The 19,570-nt window shown below is 53.6% G+C and carries 12 protein-coding genes and 3 pseudogenes; 4 read left to right on the top strand and 11 right to left on the bottom strand.

The annotated features are described in order from the left end of the window. Window positions 1–299 precede the first annotated feature (299 nt). The gene (locus GA0061077_RS00490; RefSeq protein ID WP_091846995.1) at window positions 300–929 is read left to right on the top strand and encodes an NAD(P)-dependent oxidoreductase; all 630 of its coding nucleotides are present in this window, start codon (window positions 300–302) and stop codon (window positions 927–929) included. 178 nt (window positions 930–1,107) lie between these two features. Here GA0061077_RS00490 and GA0061077_RS00485 read toward each other — a convergent pair whose 3' ends face one another. From GA0061077_RS00485 to GA0061077_RS00470, 4 genes and pseudogenes are all read right to left on the bottom strand, one after another. Further along, window positions 1,108–4,626: an FtsX-like permease family protein gene (locus GA0061077_RS00485; RefSeq protein ID WP_234696440.1), complete on the bottom strand. Its 3,519-nt coding sequence runs from the start codon at window positions 4,624–4,626 to the stop codon at window positions 1,108–1,110. Between the two features lie 4 nt (window positions 4,627–4,630). Beyond that, the gene (locus tag GA0061077_RS00480) at window positions 4,631–5,332 is read right to left on the bottom strand and encodes an ABC transporter ATP-binding protein (RefSeq protein ID WP_091846994.1); all 702 of its coding nucleotides are present in this window, start codon (window positions 5,330–5,332) and stop codon (window positions 4,631–4,633) included. 120 nt (window positions 5,333–5,452) lie between these two features. Beyond that, on the bottom strand, window positions 5,453–7,621 hold the full coding sequence (locus GA0061077_RS00475; RefSeq protein WP_091846993.1) for a GTP-binding protein: 2,169 nt from the start codon (window positions 7,619–7,621) through the stop codon (window positions 5,453–5,455). A 530-nt stretch (window positions 7,622–8,151) separates the two neighbouring features. Continuing rightward, a pseudogene (locus tag GA0061077_RS00470) lies at window positions 8,152–10,985 on the bottom strand (heavy metal translocating P-type ATPase). A 322-nt stretch (window positions 10,986–11,307) separates the two neighbouring features. Between GA0061077_RS00470 and GA0061077_RS07000 the strand changes: the two are divergent. Genes GA0061077_RS07000 through GA0061077_RS06995 form a run of 3 tightly spaced genes read left to right on the top strand, consistent with a single transcriptional unit; the run spans window position 11,308 to window position 12,532 of the window. Continuing rightward, window positions 11,308–11,808, top strand: coding sequence for a LacI family DNA-binding transcriptional regulator (locus GA0061077_RS07000; RefSeq protein WP_324609210.1), 501 nt, complete (start codon window positions 11,308–11,310; stop codon window positions 11,806–11,808). A 12-nt stretch (window positions 11,809–11,820) separates the two neighbouring features. Further along, on the top strand, window positions 11,821–12,030 hold the full coding sequence (locus GA0061077_RS07190; RefSeq protein ID WP_260281747.1) for a PfkB family carbohydrate kinase: 210 nt from the start codon (window positions 11,821–11,823) through the stop codon (window positions 12,028–12,030). Next, a complete protein-coding gene (locus GA0061077_RS06995; RefSeq protein WP_260281748.1) occupies window positions 11,984–12,532 on the top strand; it encodes a PfkB family carbohydrate kinase in 549 nt (182 codons plus the stop codon). The genes GA0061077_RS07190 and GA0061077_RS06995 overlap by 47 nt, the downstream gene beginning before the upstream one ends. 201 nt (window positions 12,533–12,733) lie before the next feature. Here GA0061077_RS06995 and GA0061077_RS00450 read toward each other — a convergent pair whose 3' ends face one another. The 7 genes and pseudogenes from GA0061077_RS00450 to GA0061077_RS07155 all read right to left on the bottom strand — a co-directional run. Then, window positions 12,734–14,176 carry an MFS transporter gene (locus GA0061077_RS00450; protein ID WP_091846990.1) on the bottom strand — a complete coding sequence of 481 codons (1,443 nt, stop codon included), beginning with the start codon at window positions 14,174–14,176 and terminating at the stop codon, window positions 12,734–12,736. Window positions 14,177–14,206: 30 nt separating this feature from the next. After that, window positions 14,207–15,142 (bottom strand): nucleoside hydrolase, encoded by a 936-nt coding sequence (locus GA0061077_RS00445; RefSeq protein WP_091846989.1) that lies wholly within the window; start codon window positions 15,140–15,142, stop codon window positions 14,207–14,209. A gap of 3 nt (window positions 15,143–15,145) precedes the next feature. Next, window positions 15,146–16,060: a ribokinase gene (locus tag GA0061077_RS00440; RefSeq protein ID WP_091846988.1), complete on the bottom strand. Its 915-nt coding sequence runs from the start codon at window positions 16,058–16,060 to the stop codon at window positions 15,146–15,148. 100 nt (window positions 16,061–16,160) lie between these two features. Further along, a complete protein-coding gene (locus GA0061077_RS00435) occupies window positions 16,161–16,970 on the bottom strand; it encodes an energy-coupling factor ABC transporter ATP-binding protein (RefSeq protein ID WP_091846987.1) in 810 nt (269 codons plus the stop codon). Beyond that, a complete protein-coding gene (locus GA0061077_RS00430; RefSeq protein WP_091846986.1) occupies window positions 16,967–17,818 on the bottom strand; it encodes an energy-coupling factor ABC transporter ATP-binding protein in 852 nt (283 codons plus the stop codon). Before GA0061077_RS00430 ends, GA0061077_RS00435 begins: the two co-directional genes overlap by 4 nt. Beyond that, window positions 17,815–18,573: pseudogene (locus GA0061077_RS07160) on the bottom strand (energy-coupling factor transporter transmembrane component T); the annotation flags it as partial. The gene GA0061077_RS00430 and the pseudogene GA0061077_RS07160, both read right to left, overlap by 4 nt. Window positions 18,574–18,714: 141 nt before the next feature. Then, a pseudogene (locus GA0061077_RS07155) lies at window positions 18,715–19,362 on the bottom strand (ECF transporter S component); the annotation flags it as partial. Window positions 19,363–19,570: the final 208 nt, after the last annotated feature.

Genomic DNA, 19,570 nt, shown 5'->3' with positions numbered 1-19,570 from the left:
TTTAGACTCTATTTCCCAATATCATCATTCTTCCAATAGCATATCTTTGTAGACGATCGAAACACGTTTTCTTTGCAATCATTCTAAAGTTACATAAAGTAACTATAGATTCATAATGTAACTACCTACTTCACAATCCGTTCTCCGATATAGTGACAATTACGATTTCTAATTTCTTAAAATCCGTATAGCGCGAAACAGACACATACCTACATGGAGAAGAGCACGTCATGACACGCATTACCGTTTTGGGATTCGGAAACATCGTAAGCATCCGTCCCTAGCGAAAGAACGATATTATGAGCAAGAACATTGCGGTGGTCGCCGCAAACGGCAAAGCCGGAAAAGCAATCGTCGAAGAAGCAATCAGACGGGGCATGAACGTAACCGCCGTTGTACGTCATGACAACACAACCAACGCCCAACACGCCATCGTCAAAGACCTTTACGGCCTGACCACGGACGATCTGAACGGTTTTGACGCGGTCGTCGATGCATTCGGCACCTTCAACCCAGCCAAACTGGACGAGCACAGCACATCGCTGAAGCACCTTGCAGACGCGCTTTCCGGCAGCAAGACCCGTCTGCTGGTAGTCGGAGGCGCAGGCAGCCTCTATACCGACAAAGCACACACCAAGCAGCTTTCGGACTCCTTCCCGGAAAACATCAAAGGCGTGCCACTGGCGATGGGCAAGGCTTTTGACGCGCTGCGCGAACGCGACGATGTTCATTGGACATATGTAAGCCCCGCCGGCGATTTCCAACCCGATGGCGAACGAACCGGAACCTACGTCCTTGCCGGCGAGGAATACACCACCGACAACGACGGCAAGAGCGCGATCAGCTACGCCGACTATGCAGTGGCGATGGTTGATGAAATCGCTACAGACAAGCCGCACGACCGCGAGCGCATCTCCGTACGCTGGTAAACCGATTGCACCAAGGTGTGAAGACCTTGGCAAGAGGCTTTCCGTAGGCTCGCTATCACGGATCCTTTCAACAACACCGGTACCGAATACATGTGGCCGCTTCATCTCACTGGATGAAGCGGCCACATGTTTTTAACCGGCAATATTCAGGCCGTTCGACGATCAGGCCTCAAAGGGATCAGTCCACGGACTTCAACGCTTCAAGCATATCCAGACGCTTGAGCCTTGTGTTTACGAACCAGCCGAGCACGGCCGTAATCAGGCCAACCACGATCACCGGCACCACAAAGGCAAGCCAGGTAATCGACGGATCGAACATGACATCATCAGGCGGAACGGCAGTGATGATGTAACGGTGCAACCAACCGCCAAAGCCGTATCCCACGACGATGCCAATCAGCGAGAGCAGGATCGTTTCACGGTAGATGTACATTGTGGTTTCACCATTGAAGAAGCCCAGCACCTTGATGGTGGAGAGTTCCCTAACACGCTCGGAGACATTGAGATTGGTGAGGTTGTAAAGAATGACCACGCCAAGCAAGGTCGCCACAATGATGAGCACCCACATAATCTGGTTGAGCGCCGCGACCACCACGTCGATCTGATGCATAAGCGTGGTGTTCTGCACAACACCCTGAATACCACCAAGACGCATGAACGAAGCCGCCTGTTTCTTGGTGTTATCCACACTGTTGTCCTTCAAGGTCACCATGTAGGCGTTGACGGAATAAGGCTGCCCGAACACTGAACGATAAGCCGTCGGACTCATCATCATGAAGTGACCGAGATACATCTCGCAGACGCCGGAAACCTTTGCATGATAGGTCTTGCCGGAACCATCTTGGAAATCGATGGTATCCCCCGCCTTGGCATGTATCAGGTCCGCGAACCGCTCGGAGATCACCACGCCGTTTGAATCGAGCTTCAACGGATGATGGCCCTTACGAGTGTTAAGTTTGACATAGTCATCAAACTTGGAAGCATTTCCCGGCACGAGCATGGTAATGGGCTGCTTATCGCCGTTGCGTCCGGCGACCTTGCTCACCGATTCGTAACGGACCGGTAGGGAACGCTGCACATCGCTTTCTTTAAGCCGTTTTTCGATGGCTTTGTTTTGCGAGTCGGTAACGTGAGCATTTTCGGCAGCGATGAGACTGTAATGCATCACGTCACCGAACTGGTGCTCATTGATACCTGAAATCGATCCTTGAACCGCGAATCCGGCCGTCAGCAGAGCCACAGACCCGCTCACACCGAAGATGGTCATGAACATCCGTTGCTTGTAACGGAAAATATTACGTGCGGTGACCTTGTGGGTGAAATTCAGATGATTCCAGATGAAAGGTACGCGCTCCAAAAGAATCTTGGAACCGGCACTTGGAGGCTTGGGCAGCATGAGCGCCGCCGGACGCTCCTTCAACTGACGAGATGCGCTGAGAATCGCGGGAACGACGGCGCTGAGCAAAGCGAGCACTACGGCGAGCAGCGTGACCTGCCAATAAAATCCAAGATGGATGACCGGCACGTTGAAGCCCACCTTGTATGCGTCGTAGACGATCATCGGTAAAAGCGTGTGTCCGGCGAAAATACCGATGACCGCACCCAGAATGGACGCAAAGAAGCCATACACCACGAACTTCTTCATCACATCAACATCGGAATACCCCAACCCTTTCAACGTTCCGGCGTTGACGCGCTCCTCGTCAACGAAACGGGTCATTGTCGTGAACGTAACCAATGCCGCAACCAGATACATGAAATAAGGGAAAATATGCGAAAGCGAATCAACAATCACAGAGACTGAATCGTAGAGTTTGTAACCATCGGACCCTGGCGTCTCACGCTTGGAATCGACGGAATACACAGGATCCTGCAACGCATTAAGCGCGGCCGTGACCTCATCGAGCTTATGCTCGGCATCCACGATTTTCTGCTGCGCATCAGGTTCGCTTTGTTCGAACTGCGCCTTTTTCGTGTTGTATTCGTTGTTTTTTTCAGTCAGTTCCGCCTGCGCTGCATCAATCTGCGACTGGCCTTGTCGTTGTTTGGCATCAAGCTCCTGCTGTGACTGTTCAATCCGGGTTTTGCTTTGAGAAAGCTGCAATGCCGCCTGATCAAGCTGCGTCTTTGAGGATTGCAGCTGTTGCTGCTGTTGAACGACCTGCGCCTTGCCGGCATCGGCCTGGGTGCGCTTGGCGTTGAGCTGCTTCTGCACCGTCTGCACCTGCGCCACGCCGGGATTGTATACGTTGGCCATGAACGTGTCACGCGCGGTATTGGCCTGACTCAAACCGTTGTTGATTTGGGTCTGCTGGGCCGCAAGAATCCCAAGTTGTGTGGAAAGCTGTCCGCGTTCGGCGGACAGCGCATCTCGATCGGCGTCGGAAAGCGATCCATCAGCCAATTGGGCGTCAATCTGGGCAATCCGAGCGTTACTGGCGTCGATGCCCTGCTTATTGAGCTGCTGCGAGGATGTCAATTGCGCTACGGTCTCGTCGGCCTGCTTCTTTCCAGTTTCGAGATTCGTCGCGTTAGTGTTAATCTGCGATTGTCCAGCGTTGATTTGAGCATACGCATCATTGACCTGTTGTTGCGCCGATTGAAGCTTCGGTACCGCATCGTCATACTGCCGCTTGTTCGTAGCGTACCGCTGTTGCCCCTGCGCAAGTCTCGCCTGAGCATTGCTGATTTGCTGCTGTGCCGAATTGGCCTGTGTGCTCAACTGTTGCCTGGAATCGTTCAGCTGCTGATTACCGTTGTCAAGCTGCGTCTTGGCATCATTCAGTTGCTGTTGAGCATTCCGAAGCTGTTGGCGGGCATCGGAAACCTGCTGACGACCGGAATCGATCTTAGCATTTGCCTGCCCCTCGATGCCCTGTCGCCTCTCCTTCGGACGTTTGGAAAGAATATGGTCGAGAGCCTTCTTATGTTCCTGGAGCTTATCGTTGTACGCTGCGGAATAATGATCGCGCATGCCGTCGAGATCGCTGTATGCGATGCGGGCAATCATGTAATCATCGGATTTGAACGCAGCGGGCGTCACCACCGCATAGCCTTCAAGCGAGCCGGAACCTGAAGTGGACGGCCCCATGTTGACCGAGCTTAGAATCTCGGTAGAATCAACGACACCTACAACTTTGTAACTCTCGTGCCGCAAAACCTTGCGACCCAACGGATCCGCCTTCTCGTCCAACTTGAACGTCGATCCTATGGGATACCTGCTCTGATGTGAGGAATCAATGGCTATCTCATTGGCATTGCGAGGCATTCGCCCGGCAACGGTCTGATAGGTAGACACATCTTTGGGCGCGGAGAACACCCGTACACTTTCGTCGCTGTTTTTGACAACAACGTCCTTGAGGTATCCATATTCAATATGCGAAGCACCTGGCGCCTTGTCGATCTGGTCACGATCATCCTTATCGAGACCATAGTTCGAAATCACACTCAAATCCGAAAGATGATGCTGAGCAAAATAGGCGTTGCCGGTGTCTCGCATATCCGGACCCGAAACCGTGAGACCGACAAGAGCAAAGGAGCCGAGTGCCACCAAACAGACAATAGAGAAGAACCGGCCCTTTGATTTCGAGAATGCCTGCCGAATATCACGCCACAACATGCGCTTGGACATATGAGGGTCCGAGGTATGCGTCTCTTTCCCTCCTGCGTTTCCGTTCGTCATTGCTTCGCCCGCCATATCCTTACCATTCAATGTCGTTGATATCGGCAGGCGTCTCGTGTTGTTCGACAAACTGCACTTGGGCGTCACGCATGTGAATGACACGGTCTCCGATTGGAGCGATGGCCGCGTTATGGGTGACAATGATTACCGTGGAACCGAACTTGCGCGACTGATCCTGTAAAATACGCAGAACCTGTTTGCCGGTTTTGTAATCAAGAGCACCGGTCGGCTCGTCGCACAGCAAAATCTTGGGTTTCTTAGCTACGGCTCGGGCAATGGCCACACGTTGCTGCTCACCACCCGAAAGTTGGGCAGGAAAGTTGTCAAGACGATTTTCGAGCCCCACCTCGATGAGTGTCTCGGTCGGATCGGCAGCCTGAGGAACAATCTCAGCGGAAAGTTCGACATTTTCACGTGCGGTCAGGTTCGAAACCAGGTTGTAGAACTGGAAAACGAAGCCAACATCATAGCGACGGTAGGCAGTGAGCTGACGGGCATCGTACTGCGCAATGTCATTGCCATCAATAATGACCTGGCCAGAATCGCACGTATCCATTCCGCCAAGAATGTTCAGCAACGTCGATTTGCCTGCTCCCGAGGCACCGAGAATGACCACCAGCTCCCCCCGCTCAATCGTGAAACCCACATTATGATTCGCATAAATCCTGGTATCGCCGGTCTTGTACTGCTTCGTTTCGCCCCGCACCTCAATATAAGACATCTCGCGGCTCCTCCTCTGCTTCAGACCCGAAAGGGGCCGATAATTCTTACCTAAAATCGATATTAATATCCAGCAGGGATTACCGCTAGGCGTATAAGCAGTCAACGAATCAATTCGTTTTCACTGTCTCTCAAGTTGCAAATCGCTGTCAACATGGGAGAAATCCGACACCCTGTTCCACTTCACGGTATATCCGGCACCGTTAGCGCAGAATACGGAATCTGGCGTATTTTCAAGATCGATTTCAGGGTCGTAACCGATTCGTTCTATGACTTCCTCGGCGTTGTGACACGGACGATAACCGGCAAACACACAAGTTAGCGAGCCCCTTCCGTGGGTATAGGCATTGACTTCCATCGAATAGTCACGCATCTGCTCGACAGGAGCGCTGCCCTCCAACTGCATGTAATCGCCATCGGTTTGAGGGGTGTTGAATATGCCGCTCATCCGCTGAATATCAGCCATCGCATGTCCCAGCATATCCTGCGGTATTTCCAGAGTGAAGTTATACCACGGTTCCATAAGTTTGCACTCACCGCGCGCCTTGAGTTCCATCAGCCCTTGGCGTACTGCACGGTAGGTGGCCTCACGGAAATCACCGCCTTCGGTATGTTTTTCATGACCACGTCCGGCAACAAGGGAAATCGTCATATCGGTTATCGGGGAAGCCGTGAGCACACCCAGATGCTCCTTTTCGCGCAGATGGGCCAGAATCGCCCGCTGCCAATTGCGGTCAAGGTCGTCCAAACTGCATCTCGATTCGAAATGCAAGCCGCTACCCGGCCGTGCAGGTTCTAGCAGCAAATGGACTTCAGCATAATGCCGCAATGGTTCGAAGTGCCCGATACCCTCGACCGGTGCCGTAATTGTCTCACGGTAGAGAATGCCGCCGGGCCCGAAATGAACATCGATGCCGAAGCGGTCGAGCATCATCTGTGTGATGACTTCGACCTGCACCGCCCCCATCAGCTGCACATGGATTTCGCCAAGTCGGGAGACCCAACGCGCCTGCAGTGCCGGATCTTCGTCCTCAAGTTCTTGCAACGCCACCAGGATGTTATGCAACTCAGGTGTGACTTCCGCAGACTTGGTGGGCTGCTCGGCCGACGACGAATTATAGTCCTTCACCTCATCGGCATTCTCGGAATCATCAGGAGCCGGCGCCTTACCGGGCAACACGGTATATGTCAGAACTGGCCGCAACACGGATTCCTCGGCATCGGCTTCAAACCCCAAACCTTGGCCGGGGAACGTTTTGGTCAACCCAGTCACCGCGCATATCTCGCCGGCCGTCACTTCGTCCGCCAGCTCGAATTTCACGCTGGAATACCGTCGAATCTGATCGATTTTTTCCCGCCAGATCACGCCTTCCGGCTCCCGAGTCACACCTTCCCCACGTTCGTTGGTCAACAGCGCCTTGACCCCAAGCGTGCCACCAGTGATTTTCAGCCATGTGACACGATTACCTTGCCCATCATGTGAAACCTTGTAGACACGGGCACCGAACTCACTGGGATATGTGCGATTTTCGGTAAAACGCCGCAAGCCCGCGAGGAACTCATCAACACCTTCAAGTTTCAACGCAGACCCGCAGTAGCAAGGGAAAAGCTTACGTGTTGCTATCATCGAGCACAACGTATCATCCGAGATCCTGCCCCCGTCGAGCAGCTCATCCATCGCGGTGCCACTCTCGTCGAGCAATGCGATTTCCTCCTGCTCGTTCGGCTCCACAGCACCTTCGAAATCAATGCACCCTTCGGAAAATCGCCGTTGCATCTGCGAAATAAGCCCATTCTTGTCGGCTCCGACGGCATCCATCTTATTGACGAAAATGAACGTCGGAACGTTGTATCGGACTAAGAGCCTCCACAACGTCTCGGTATGACCTTGCAGACCATCGTTCGCACCCACCACGAGAATCGCGTAGTCCAACACCCTCACCGCTCGTTCCATTTCCGTCGAAAAATCAACATGACCCGGGGTGTCAAGCAGTGTGAATTCAACACCATCCTCACAATCGTCGCTATTGCGATGTCGGCCATTGCCGCCATTTTTATGCTTTGGCTCGTTGAATCGCCCAGCATCTTCTGCTCGAACATCAAGAATAGCCTGTTTGGAAAAGATGGTAATGCCACGACGTTTTTCCATTGCATCGGTATCAAGGAACGCATCGCCGTGATCTACGCGCCCAAGCTTGCGAATTTCACCGGCACGATACAGCATTGCCTCGCAAAGCGTGGTCTTTCCGGCGTCCACATGCGCCGCGATTCCCACAACCGCTCGTCTCATCGCCCGCTCCTTCGAATCGCATTTTCTTCGGCTTACCCCTAAATCATAAGGCGAAGGCACCCAGGCAATACATCAACCGCAACCCGCGTCGATGTCTGCGATGTACGCAAAAACCCCTGAATACCCTTACGACCAGAGGCGGGAAGCATGGCGGAGCAGACCCGGAAAATGGGAAGAGAGGAAAAACGGCATACCCCACCACACAAATTATCAGCACCGGTTTTCCAGTTGAACCGGACCCCGAATGACCATCGAGGAGAAAGAAAGCCTCGACCGAATCACCTTTTGCGAGCGTACCTCGTAATCACATTTTTTACGACATTTTATTCAATTCCGTCTCAAAATACGAAAGTCCGTTCTTCAGTAGATCCACGTCCGCCTGCAGTACGGTTTCCTTTAACCACCATTTCGACTTGTCGCCAGAAACTTTTTTCCATATGCACTTGATAGGAAACCTCTCAACTCGCAAAAGCCGCCGTCTCTCGACAGCGGCCTCTTTAAGTATTCCACAAATGTGCTAACAACAACTTTCAGTCGGCATATTTGGCGGGATCTGCGGCGAAGCTCTTGGCACAGTTGTCGCTGCAAAAGTAGTAGGTCTTGCCGTTGTAATCCTGGCTGGCGGCGGCGGTCTTCGGATCGATCATCATTCCGCAAACCGGATCCTTGACGGTGTTGGCACTTGCATTCATGTTCATATCCATGGCACTTCCTTCTTTCTTTTTCATATGTTGTTCGGGTACATCGTGCGGCGCATCCGCTGATGCGTCGACAGACTTTGTTGGGGCAACAGCAAGCTCTACATGGCGTTCATGCAGTTTGAAGGCGAACTTACGGGGCTTGATCTTGTTCGGATCGAACGAACGCAGACGATTCGCGTTCAGAACCACGGAAAGCGACGAGAACGCCATCGCAGCACCGGCAATCATCGGACTAAGCATAATATGCCAGATCGGGTAGAGAATACCGGCGGCTACAGGAATGCCAATGCCGTTGTATCCGAATGCGAAACCGAGATTCTGCTTGATGTTGCGCATCGCCGCCCGCGAGAGGTCGATGGCGGTAACCAGACCGCTGAGACTGCCAGAAACCAGTGTAATATCAGACGATTGGATGGCCACATCCGTACCCGTTCCCATGGCAAAGCCGACATCGGCGGCAGCGAGCGCCGGGGCGTCGTTGATACCGTCGCCGACCATCGCGACCATATGTCCCTCGTTCTGCAAACGCGCGATTTCCTTAGCCTTGTGTTCGGGGTGCACCCCGGCGATGACGTGATCGACGCCGACTGCGTTGGCGATGGCTTCAGCGGTGGTCGCGTTGTCGCCGGTCAACATGATTACCTGCAACCCCCGCTCGCGCAACGCAGTCACTGCTTCGGCAGAATCGGATTTGAGCGTATCCGCGACTGCAAGCACCGCGGCCAGTTGTCCATCCACAGCCGCGAACATGGGGGTCTTTCCTTGCTGGGCATAATCGGCAAACACCTGCGTCGCGTCCGCCTCGCTCTGCGCAACCGCTTTACACACACTCGAAGTAGACTGCACGTCAACACCGCAATTCTTCATCAGGTCACCATTGCCCACAACGACTTCATGTCCCTCAACATGTGCCACGATCCCACTACCAGGTGCGGCCTCGAACGAATCTGGCTGAGGTACGGTTAGCCCACGTCGTTGCGCACCCTCCACAACGGCCTGTGCAAGCGGATGCTCCGAGGCTTGCTCGGCACCGGCAGCCAGAGAAAGCAGCGCGTCTTCGCCCCCGTCACCCAAAACGTCGTTCACCAAACTGACACCGGTCAATTCCGGTTTGCCCCGAGTGATGGTCCCAGTTTTGTCAAGGACAACCGTATCAATTTCACGCGTAGTTTCCAGCGCCTCCGCTGAACGGATGAGAACGCCGTAGCGCGCGGCCTTGCCGGTGGAAATGGTCACGGAAAGCGGCGTGGCGATACCCAGGGCGCACGGACACGCGATGACGAGAACCGCGACTGCGGCAACGAGGCCATACAGGCCTCGCGGCGCAGGACCGAATATCCACCAGACCACGAATGTCCAGATGGCAATGAGCATTACTCCGGGCACGAAATAGCCGGAAATTCTGTCGGCGAGCTTTTGGATCGGCGCCTTTGAGGTCTGCGCGGTACGCACCAATTCGATAATCTGCGAAAGCACGGTGTCGCGCCCTACTTTGGTGGCCCGATATTGCAACGTCCCGTTGCCGTTGACGGTACCGCCAGTCACCGTATCCCCTTCAGCCTTGGTGGCAGGAATGGGCTCACCGGTAATCATCGACTCATCGACGGTAGTTCGACCGGAAATCACCGTGCCATCAACCGGAAGCTGTTCGCCCGGCTTGATTAGGACAACATCTCCTACTTCAACCCGATCAGCGTCGATGTCGAGAGTATTGCCATCACGAACCACATGTGCGGTTTTCGGCGTCAGATCGATGAGCGCCCGAATGGACTCCCCCGTGCCAAGCCGAGCATGAGCTTCAAGCAGCTGTCCGAGCAACATCAATGTGATAATGGTGCCAACGGACTCAAAATACGGCTCGCGAGCGCCAGACGGCAGCAGACCCGGCATCACCGTGACTACAACGCTATATGCATAAGACGCAGCGGTACCCAGCGCCACCAGCGAGTTCATTTCCGGCGAGCGGTGCACTAACGCAAGCCAGCCCGTACGATGAATAGGCCAGCCCGAGTAGAACATCACCGGGGTGATGAATACGAACTGTACCCAAGGATTCGTGAAGCAATCGACGACCCCCATGGGAACGAACACCGCAAGCCACATGCCAAACATCGCGAAGACCAATATGGGGAGGGTAAGCGCTGCCGCTATAACGAGCCTGCGATTGAGTACCTTAATTTCGCGTTTGCGCTCGGCGTCAGGATCGGTGCCGCTGCGACCTTGAAGCCCGTTTGCATCGGTGTTGAACATAGTCTGTCCGTTCACTTGGGTTTTCATGTGCGCTCCGTCCCCTTCGGCAGGACATGAACCATGCCGTGCAACATGTTCATGCCACATGCGTACGGTAAATCACCGGGCTGCTCTGGCGTGAATTCGACGGTCGTCGTCTCGAATGCGGGCAGCGTCTGGTCGATGCCCAAATCGCTAAACACCACATGCGAAGAGCATTCGCCATCCTCCTGCCTGTCGAATTGCAGACGTACCGGAGATCCGGCCTCAACCTCTATCTCTTGAGGGCTGTATCCGCCCTTGACCACGATGTGCGCCACCTGCAACGCACCTTCTCTGTTGGCCTGCTCCGCCTTCCGCGGTCCGAAAAAGTACCAGAGGATACCAACACTGATTGCCAGCGCTATGACCAGTACCGTGATATTGCCTACCATATTCCTCGCAATCCGTCGCCAGATTCTTGGCGGCATGCGTATCAAATCTTACGATGTGATTACAAGCAACCATACCTCTGTGCTTACCCAGATTGTCATACCCAATTGCGTCTTCAAATCGACGCAACTACTTTTGCTCACGTTCGCATTGACAGCTGCGAGGCCGCCGTTGCAACGCAAAGTGAATCGCTGACCGATAAATAGCAAACAAAACCATCACCATAATTAGGCATCTGGCAAAATACCCGACGCCATTTCAAGAACAGAAACGGACCGAATTTCAACAAGTTACAATGAATTCGTACAGAAAGGGATCTTGTGAATATCAAAAGATATCGCCCGTATCGCAAACGTGTCTTCATCAACAGTCTCGAAAATTGTCAGCGGCAAAGACGAAGCCATCAGCGACAAGACCCGAGAAAAAGTCATGGAGTCGCTAAACCGGTACCATTACCGGGCATATTCGTCGAATACAACCCATACCAAACACTGGCTCGTCGGTGTCATTCTGTGTTCATCGATCTCTTCCGACACCACATTGGTCGGCATCATCAAAACCACACAGGCCGCTGGGTCCGGGGTGGTTGCCTTCAACGGCTTTGACGATGAACAGCAAGAGCCAACAAACATCACTTCGGTTCGCAGCCAGAACGTTGACGGCATCATATGGGAACCCGTCAGCGAGAACAGTCTGAAAATCAACACGGCTTTCAACAACACCGACATTTATCTATCCGTCCCACAGTTCCAAGCGAAGGAACAACGGTGCCGACCCGCTCGACTTCCCAACATCTCAGAGGTAACGGCATCAACCAAGCCATAGGAGCGGCGAAACTTGCACGACGTCTCTCTTATTGGCAACGTCGGCTCAGACAGCGATTCGGACTATTTTTTTGCGGCATTGCACCATTGGAATATCGATACTTCCGGGGCGCACCGCGTCACAGGGGCGAATACCGGCAAAGCATACATGTTCATCACCCCCCAATGGAGACTCGATGGTTTCGGTCATTGCAGGGGCCAACGCATCGCTGACGAAGGATGACATCAGCAAAAACGAAGCCTTGTTCCAAGATGCGGCCTATTGCTTACTGCAATCGGAAATACCGTTGGCAGCCATCAACACCGCATGTGAACCGGCCCACGAGCACCGAGCAAAGGTGATTTTCAAGCTTTCTTCCGACATTTACTTGCCGAACGAGCTGATTGCAGCAATAGATATCTTCGTACTCAATGCCCAGCAACTTGCCATTATGGAGTCGGACGAAGGAACGATCCAGGAAAAGGCACAACGCCAGCAGCAGCGCGGTGCCCAATGCATCATTGTGACCCAAGGCGAGAACGGATGCTATCTGTTCGATCACCAAACACAACACCACTATGACGCCGCCCCACTCGCCGCCATAGACACAACAGGCGCCGGCGATGCATCCGTCAGCGCTCTTGCCTCGTATCTCCTTTATGGATACAAACTGCCGGAGGCAACATCCGTCGCCATTTTGCCGCCGGTTTCTCCGCGACCAGAGAAGGTGGCATTCCCTCGTTAATCGATAAATTTACCTTGGAATCGCATCTGGAACGCATCGAATAGGAAAACCAGAAATAACGCGCAACCATTGAATCGGCACCATCGCCAGCAGACCAAATAATTCGGGTATGCAAGTGGGGTCACCGCAAATCGTTATTCACGGTGACCCCATTGATAGCGCGCATCAAGCGGCTGTTATCAACACCATAGAGTGCGCAGCTCACTTCTCGTTGTCGGCGCGAGATCGGCTGTAGATCATCTTCATGAAGACCATGAAGATAACAAGCGCAGCCAGAATGACACAACCACCGATAAGGAACACGTTGGCGTACGAGGACGCGGCACCGGCGGGAGTCCCTACGATGCTGCCACCACTCAGGGAGGTCTTCGCCATCATCTGACCGAAGAGCGAAACACCGATGGAACCGGTGATGGCCTGAATCAAATCGTTGAAGCCGAGCGCTCGTCCGGATTCCTCAGGCTCCACAGTCAACGTTGCAGTATCGACGATCGGCTGATAGAAGAAGGAAGTACCGAAGTAGTAGATGCACGGAGCCACACCGAGGGCCCAGAACTGGCCAGCAGGAATAAGGAACGCGATAGCGATCAAACCGCCACCCATGCAGGCCAGCGCCAAGATGATGGAAGCCTTGCGACCGATACGCTGAATGATAGGACCAGCAGCAAAGCCCATGATCGCCGCGAGGATGATCGACCAGACCAGCAAGTTGGAAACCTTTGAGGAATCGATGCCGTAGACGTTCATACCAATGTTGTTGACGCCGGCGTTCAGGGTGTAGCTGAAGAAGTAACCGACGAAAATAACAATCATGGTCACTGCGAAGGCGGGGTTGGTGAGCATCTTCGGGGTGATGAAGGGGCTCTTGGCTTTGTTGATGTAAATCACGAAAGCCACGAGCGTCACGATGCAGGCAATTCCCCACATCCAGTTCATGTCGGTGAAGAACATGGTCACCGCACCGGCGAACAGACCGATGAGCGTGAAGCCAACACCATCGATGCTGGCACCCTCAGCGTGCTGATCGGGAAGGTTCTTGGCCAGTGCAGGAAGGAAGAAGATAGCGATGATGCCAACGCCGAAGAGCCACCGCCAATCAATCAAGGTCATGTAGCCTGCGAGAAACACACCCAGCGCCGCTGCGATACGGAAAACGGCGACAAAAACACCGTACCAGATCACGCGCTTGCGCTTCTCGACATATTTGGAAACAAGCACCAGGAAGATCGATCCACTGACCTGCCAACCAATGGACTGGAGAACGCGAGCCGCAATGACGATCCAGATGCTCAGCGTTCCGAAGCAGCCCAAAATCGAACCGATGATGAAGACGATTGTGCCCAAGCAAACCATCTTCTTCAAAGAAACAAAGTCACCCAGCGAACCGTAAATAACGCACACGATACCTAGCACAATTCCAGGGATCGAAGTGATCAGCGGAGCAAGACCAGGGGCGCCGAGCTGCTGACCGATGTTGACATAGATCATGCCGAATGCCTGCTGCTGCAGCACACCCAAAGTAAACAGCGCCAGGATGATCGGAATGGCCACCTTGGCCATCTTGTTCATTTTGGCAAACTCGGGCGTTCCCTCTTCGGGCACAGGTATTCCGTTGTGTTCTTCCTTGACTGTAGTTTCAGCCATTATGTAACCTTTCTCTTGAAAAAGTTGATATCACTTGTTGTTGCGTTCGACGGATGCAATCCGCTCCACGAAACGTTCGCGGAACCGTTCAACGTCCACATCCACACAGACGCTGACGTTGTGGTCATCACTGATGATGCCGTCGTAATCCACAACGGTGGCACCAAGGGTCAAAGGACTGGAAATCTCCACATCCACGAAGGCGTCTTGCATGGTGAACATATCGGGCTCCACCATCGCCAGAGCAGCCGAGGGATCGTACATCTTGATGCCGTTTTCGATATGCCCGCCATCATAGGAACGGAACAGCGAACCAATCATGACGCCAACCTCACCGGTGCCCTCCATGCGATCAAGATCGTCCACGACCAGGTGTGCCTTACGGCCGATGTCAAGTCCCACCATGAGAATCGGCACCCCCGAACGGAACACCATCTTGGCCGCCTCAGGATCGACCGAGATATTGAACTCACCGTAGACACCGATATTGCCTCGTTGGGTCGAGCCGCCCATCATCACGATGCGTTCCACATGCTCTTTGACCTCCGGGAAGGTCGCGAACAGCAACGCGATATTGGTCAACGGTCCCAGCGTAAGCAACGTAACCGGTTCATCGCTTTCCATAAGCACGCGACGCTCTTCGAGAACCGCATTGTTGGCGGTCAGGAGCGAGGTGTCGGGCTCTGGGAAATCAAACATGCCCATGCCACCCTTGCCGTGCGCCTCCGTGGCGAAGCGGTTGTCACGCATCAGCGGAGCCGCGGCACCCTTGGCCACAGGAATGCGCCGACCAAGGAACGCCAGGAGCTTCAAGGCATTGTTTGTGGTGTGGCCGACACCGACATTGCCCGAAACCGAAGCGATGAGCTTGATATCCACACTCGGATCATCAACGAGCAGGGTAATGGCAGCGGCATCGTCAATACCGGGATCGGTATCGATAATCAGTGGTTTTTTTGTATTCATCCGTTATTCCTCCGTTGTTGCAATCGGTGTTGATTGAAAATGTTCGACCTCATCGGCCAACGGTATTGAAGTGGCCGCCCCCTGACGCGAAACCGCAATCGCGGCCGCACGCGAAGCCCTGTCAAGGCACTCGGCCATATCGACACCGGCGACCATATTGGCCAAAACATAACCTGTGAACGTGTCACCTGCGCCGGTGGTGTCCTCCACGGGAACGCGATAGGCGTTCTGCCTAACGCGCTGCGCCCCCTTGGCATAAGCGGAACCCCATGATCCCGCCGTGAGGATAATCGCCGCCTCGGGGAACTGCTCGGACATCCCTTCCAGCAGGACTTCGGGAGAGCCAGATTGACCGGTTATCACCTGAGCCTCACCTTCATTGAGAATGAAGCAATCGATCAGATTCAGATCAACATCCTTCAAGAGGGAATCGGCGGGAGAAGGATTCATGGCCACCTGCATGCCGCGCTCATGCGCCCGACGCACGATGTACGGCAGCATATTGGTCTCGTTCTGCACCAGGAGCCAATCCCCTTCGCCAAACTTCGCTAATACCTCGTCCACAAAATCCTCGGTGAAGGCACGGTTGGCACCACTGAAGAGGATGATGCAGTTATCGCTATCACTGTTGCGTTGGATGATCGCGTTACCGCTACGCACCTGCTCGGATACCCTCACTTCGGAGGTATCCACTCCGGCCTCTTGGAGCAGGTCGCGAAGAAACGTGCCATCCTCACCGATCAGACCGGCATGGCTGACTTGGGCACCGGCCTTGCCGACCGCTATGGACTGATTCAGTCCCTTGCCTCCGGGGTAGCGGTTGAGATCGTGCGAGGTGATGGTCTGACCCTTGGTAACGAAATCGCTGACATCGTAGACAAAATCTATATTCAAAGAACCAAAATTGAGAATACTCATTGGTTTTCTTTTCCTAACTGTTGCTGTCCGAATACAACCAATTGGTTGTCCGCCGAAATTGGCGCCTTATGCCGTGCTCCTTATCCGTATTTCAAGATTCCTACTTGGAACGGGTGTTCCTGATTGCTTCGATAAACTGATCGACTGAAAAAACCGTGTCAGCCAGCCCCGCACCTTGCGCCACCCTGGTAATGGGAGGCGGTGCGACGAAGGATTCGCGTAATGTATCCGTCTGAGAGAACACGTCTTCGGGTGTGCTGTCAAGCAACACCTCACCCTTGCGTATAGCCACCACGCGATCGAAGTTGGCAGCAACGAATTTCATATCGTGACTAATGGCCAAGCACATCTTGCCTTCATGCTTCAACTCGGCAATGAGACGATGCAATCGCGCATTGCCCGCATGATCCTGACCGCAGGTCGGCTCATCAAAAACCACGGCATCCGGATTCATCATGACAACAGCGCCGATACCACAGAATTTCTTCTCCGTGGGACTCAAATCAGAGGGATGAGCATCGAGCTTGTCCTGCAAGCCCGTCAACGCGGCAACCTTCGTGATTCGCCGCCCGATCGCGGCTTCATCCATGCCGATATTTCGCGGGCCGAAGGAAAACTCTTCGCGTACGCTTCCCAGGAACAGCTGGTCATCGGGGTTCTGGAAAACATAGCCAACCCGTGATGACCACTGGGCGGTCGTCCAATCGCAGATATCGGTGCCATCGATCAGCAGTGAACCTTGCGTCGGACGCAATATACCGTTGAGATGCTTGGCCAATGTCGTCTTACCGGCACCGTTTTGCCCTATGATGGCGACCGACTGATTACCGTCGAAACAAAGGTTAATATGACGAAGCACCTGTCGCTCCGGCTGATAGCCATAACACACGTCACGTAATTCAATCCTCATCGTTCCAACGCCTTCTTCGCCATCGCGACCGATTCGTCATAAGTGATTGCGAGATCACCATTCGCAAGGCCGTTCTTTTCGAGCCCCTTCGACAATTTGACGTATTCCGGCGCATCAATACCGTATCGGCCGAGATCCGAAAGAGCGAACACTCCCTTAGGACTGCCCGACAGCACCACTCGTCCGGCATCCATAACCACGACGGTATCGGCGTATTGAACCACACGTTCCATGTCGTGATCGACCATGATGACCGTCACTCCCTCGGCATTGAGCTGCTTGACAATCTCGAATATTTCGGAAGCTCCGAGCGGATCGAGCTGGGTTGTGCACTCGTCAAGCACAAGGATGTTGGGCTCCATGATGAACGTGGATCCGAACGCCACGCGCTGTACCTGCCCGCCGGAAAGCTCCAATGGATCACGGTCGAGAAGGTCTTCGATGTGCATCAACTGCGACACCAGCTTGACACGCCTACGCATCTCGTCGCGAGAGATGCCCCTGTTGCCGAGTCCGTATGCAAGTTCCTCAGCGACGGTTCCCGACGCGTACGTAAGCTGGTTGAACGGATTCTGGAACACCAGGCCGATATAGTTCGACAAATCAGCCACACTGCTATGTGCCGTATCAGCACCGTTTACACGAACGTACCCTTCGCTGCTACCGCTGAAATAATGCGGTATGAGACCTACGAGCGAATTGCACAATGTTGTTTTGCCGGCACCGTTGGCACCCACAACACACAGAAACTCACCTTCGCGCACCGTCAGGCTCACATCCCGCAACGAAGGAGCCTTAGCGTCCTGATAGGTAAACGAGAAATGATCGACTTGGACGACTTCTTTCACCTCACACCTCCCCACTGACAGGTCACCGACAGCATCCCGCTGTAATCGAGAACGGAAAAAACAAACACCACAACAAACAAGGCAATCAACACACAAAGCATCACCGAATCCCTGAACGACCAAGGAACCTCGACATAATTGGTCCGTCGCGTACCTTTGATGCCGAAACCTCTGGTTTCGAGCGTCATGCCACGCTCCTGGGCATCGGTGAGCGAGGACATGACCACCGGCCCAATCAGCGGCAGGAACGCCTTGAATCGCGAAATCAGGTTACCGCCCGTCGTCAGCCCACGGCCGCTTTGCGCCTGACGAATCACCGTCAACTTGCGCTGCATCTGCGGGACTACATTCAACGAAGCGAAAATCAGATAACCGATTTTGCTTGGGCAGCCAATCTGCGTCAACGCCGCCACCAACGAGCCGATATAAGTCGTTGTGTTGGCAATGTAAAAACTGCCGAGAAACACCAGCACGGTAGCCACGATTTTCAAGGAATACAGCAGGCCTTCCAGGCCCAGCTTCGCAAAACCGCAATCGGCAATAAAAACAGTGTTTTTAGGACTATAAAAACCCTGGATAAAGACCAGCATAATCGTCATCGGTATGCCGAAACCGAAGATCAGCTTGGAGAGCGGCTTCAAACAACCGATGGGCAAGGCAAGGGCGAATAGCACGACCACAAGGAAAAGGCCCAATGTAAAATCAGGCCAAATCAGTGCGGCGATTCCCAATACCACTACACCCAGGAACTTGACCAGCGGGTTGACCTCGCCCATGAATCCCGGAAAATCATGTGCCGCATCGGCCTTGTTCAAACGCTCATCCATTTGCGCATCGTTCAGCACAGTATTGTCATTGCTGTGGCGCAAATCGGCAAGGATGGATTCAAGGTCATAGTCACGGGCGTCAACATCCGCCTTGATGGGTTCGTAATCCGTGGTTCCAATATTGCCCGAGGCATACTGGCTCATGAAACGGGGCGGGATTTCCTTGACCACAAGATACGCGACGATAAGCGTAATGCCCTTGTCGAGCAGATTCTCCACCATGGACGAGGAAAAGACAGAAATAAGGATGTTCTTCCACGCCACGGCGAGCGCTGCGGTAAGAAGCGAGGTGCCGTTGACCCCCGTGGCACCGCCGTAAACAAGAACGGTGATCAGGGAAGCCGTGACGGTATTGACAACTGAGCAAGTCAGCCAGATCAGGACGGCACCCGATACTTTCTTGAACAGACCCGCTTTGACCATATAGCCGACGACAAGGCCACAAAGCACACTCGACATGACGTAAGGCAAATAGACCGGATTCGCCACGATAGCCAAAAAGACATTCGTGAGCAGTCCACACAATGCAGCAACCCAAGGCCCACTGAGGCAGGCGATGACGACGGTGCCGATCATATCCATGAATAATGGCAGTTTCAGTGTTGAACACAACGTTCCACCAATGAGATTGATTCCGACTGCAATGGGAATCAAAACAAGCGATTTTGTGGAAAACTGGGAGGCGATGCCACGAAGCGCTTTATGCGATAAAACCATTTGCACCCCACCTTTACCGTTGTTCATGACCGGTACAGCATCGGCACTTCGAGCCATAACCGTTGAGAAATGATTTTCCTAAATTATTTTCCCGGACATATGTAGTACTCAGTTCACATCAAGTCAAACAGCGCAATTGCGTAAACCGACTGTGTTAGACCAGCGGTCGATATTAGGAGGACAGTCACGAAAATGCAAACTGTCTAAT

It is taken from the genome of Bifidobacterium commune, from assembly GCF_900094885.1.
Taxonomy (GTDB): Bacteria; Actinomycetota; Actinomycetes; order Actinomycetales; family Bifidobacteriaceae; genus Bifidobacterium; species Bifidobacterium commune.
Note: the sequence above shows the minus strand (reverse complement) of the source record. Positions and strands in the feature narration are given on the sequence as shown.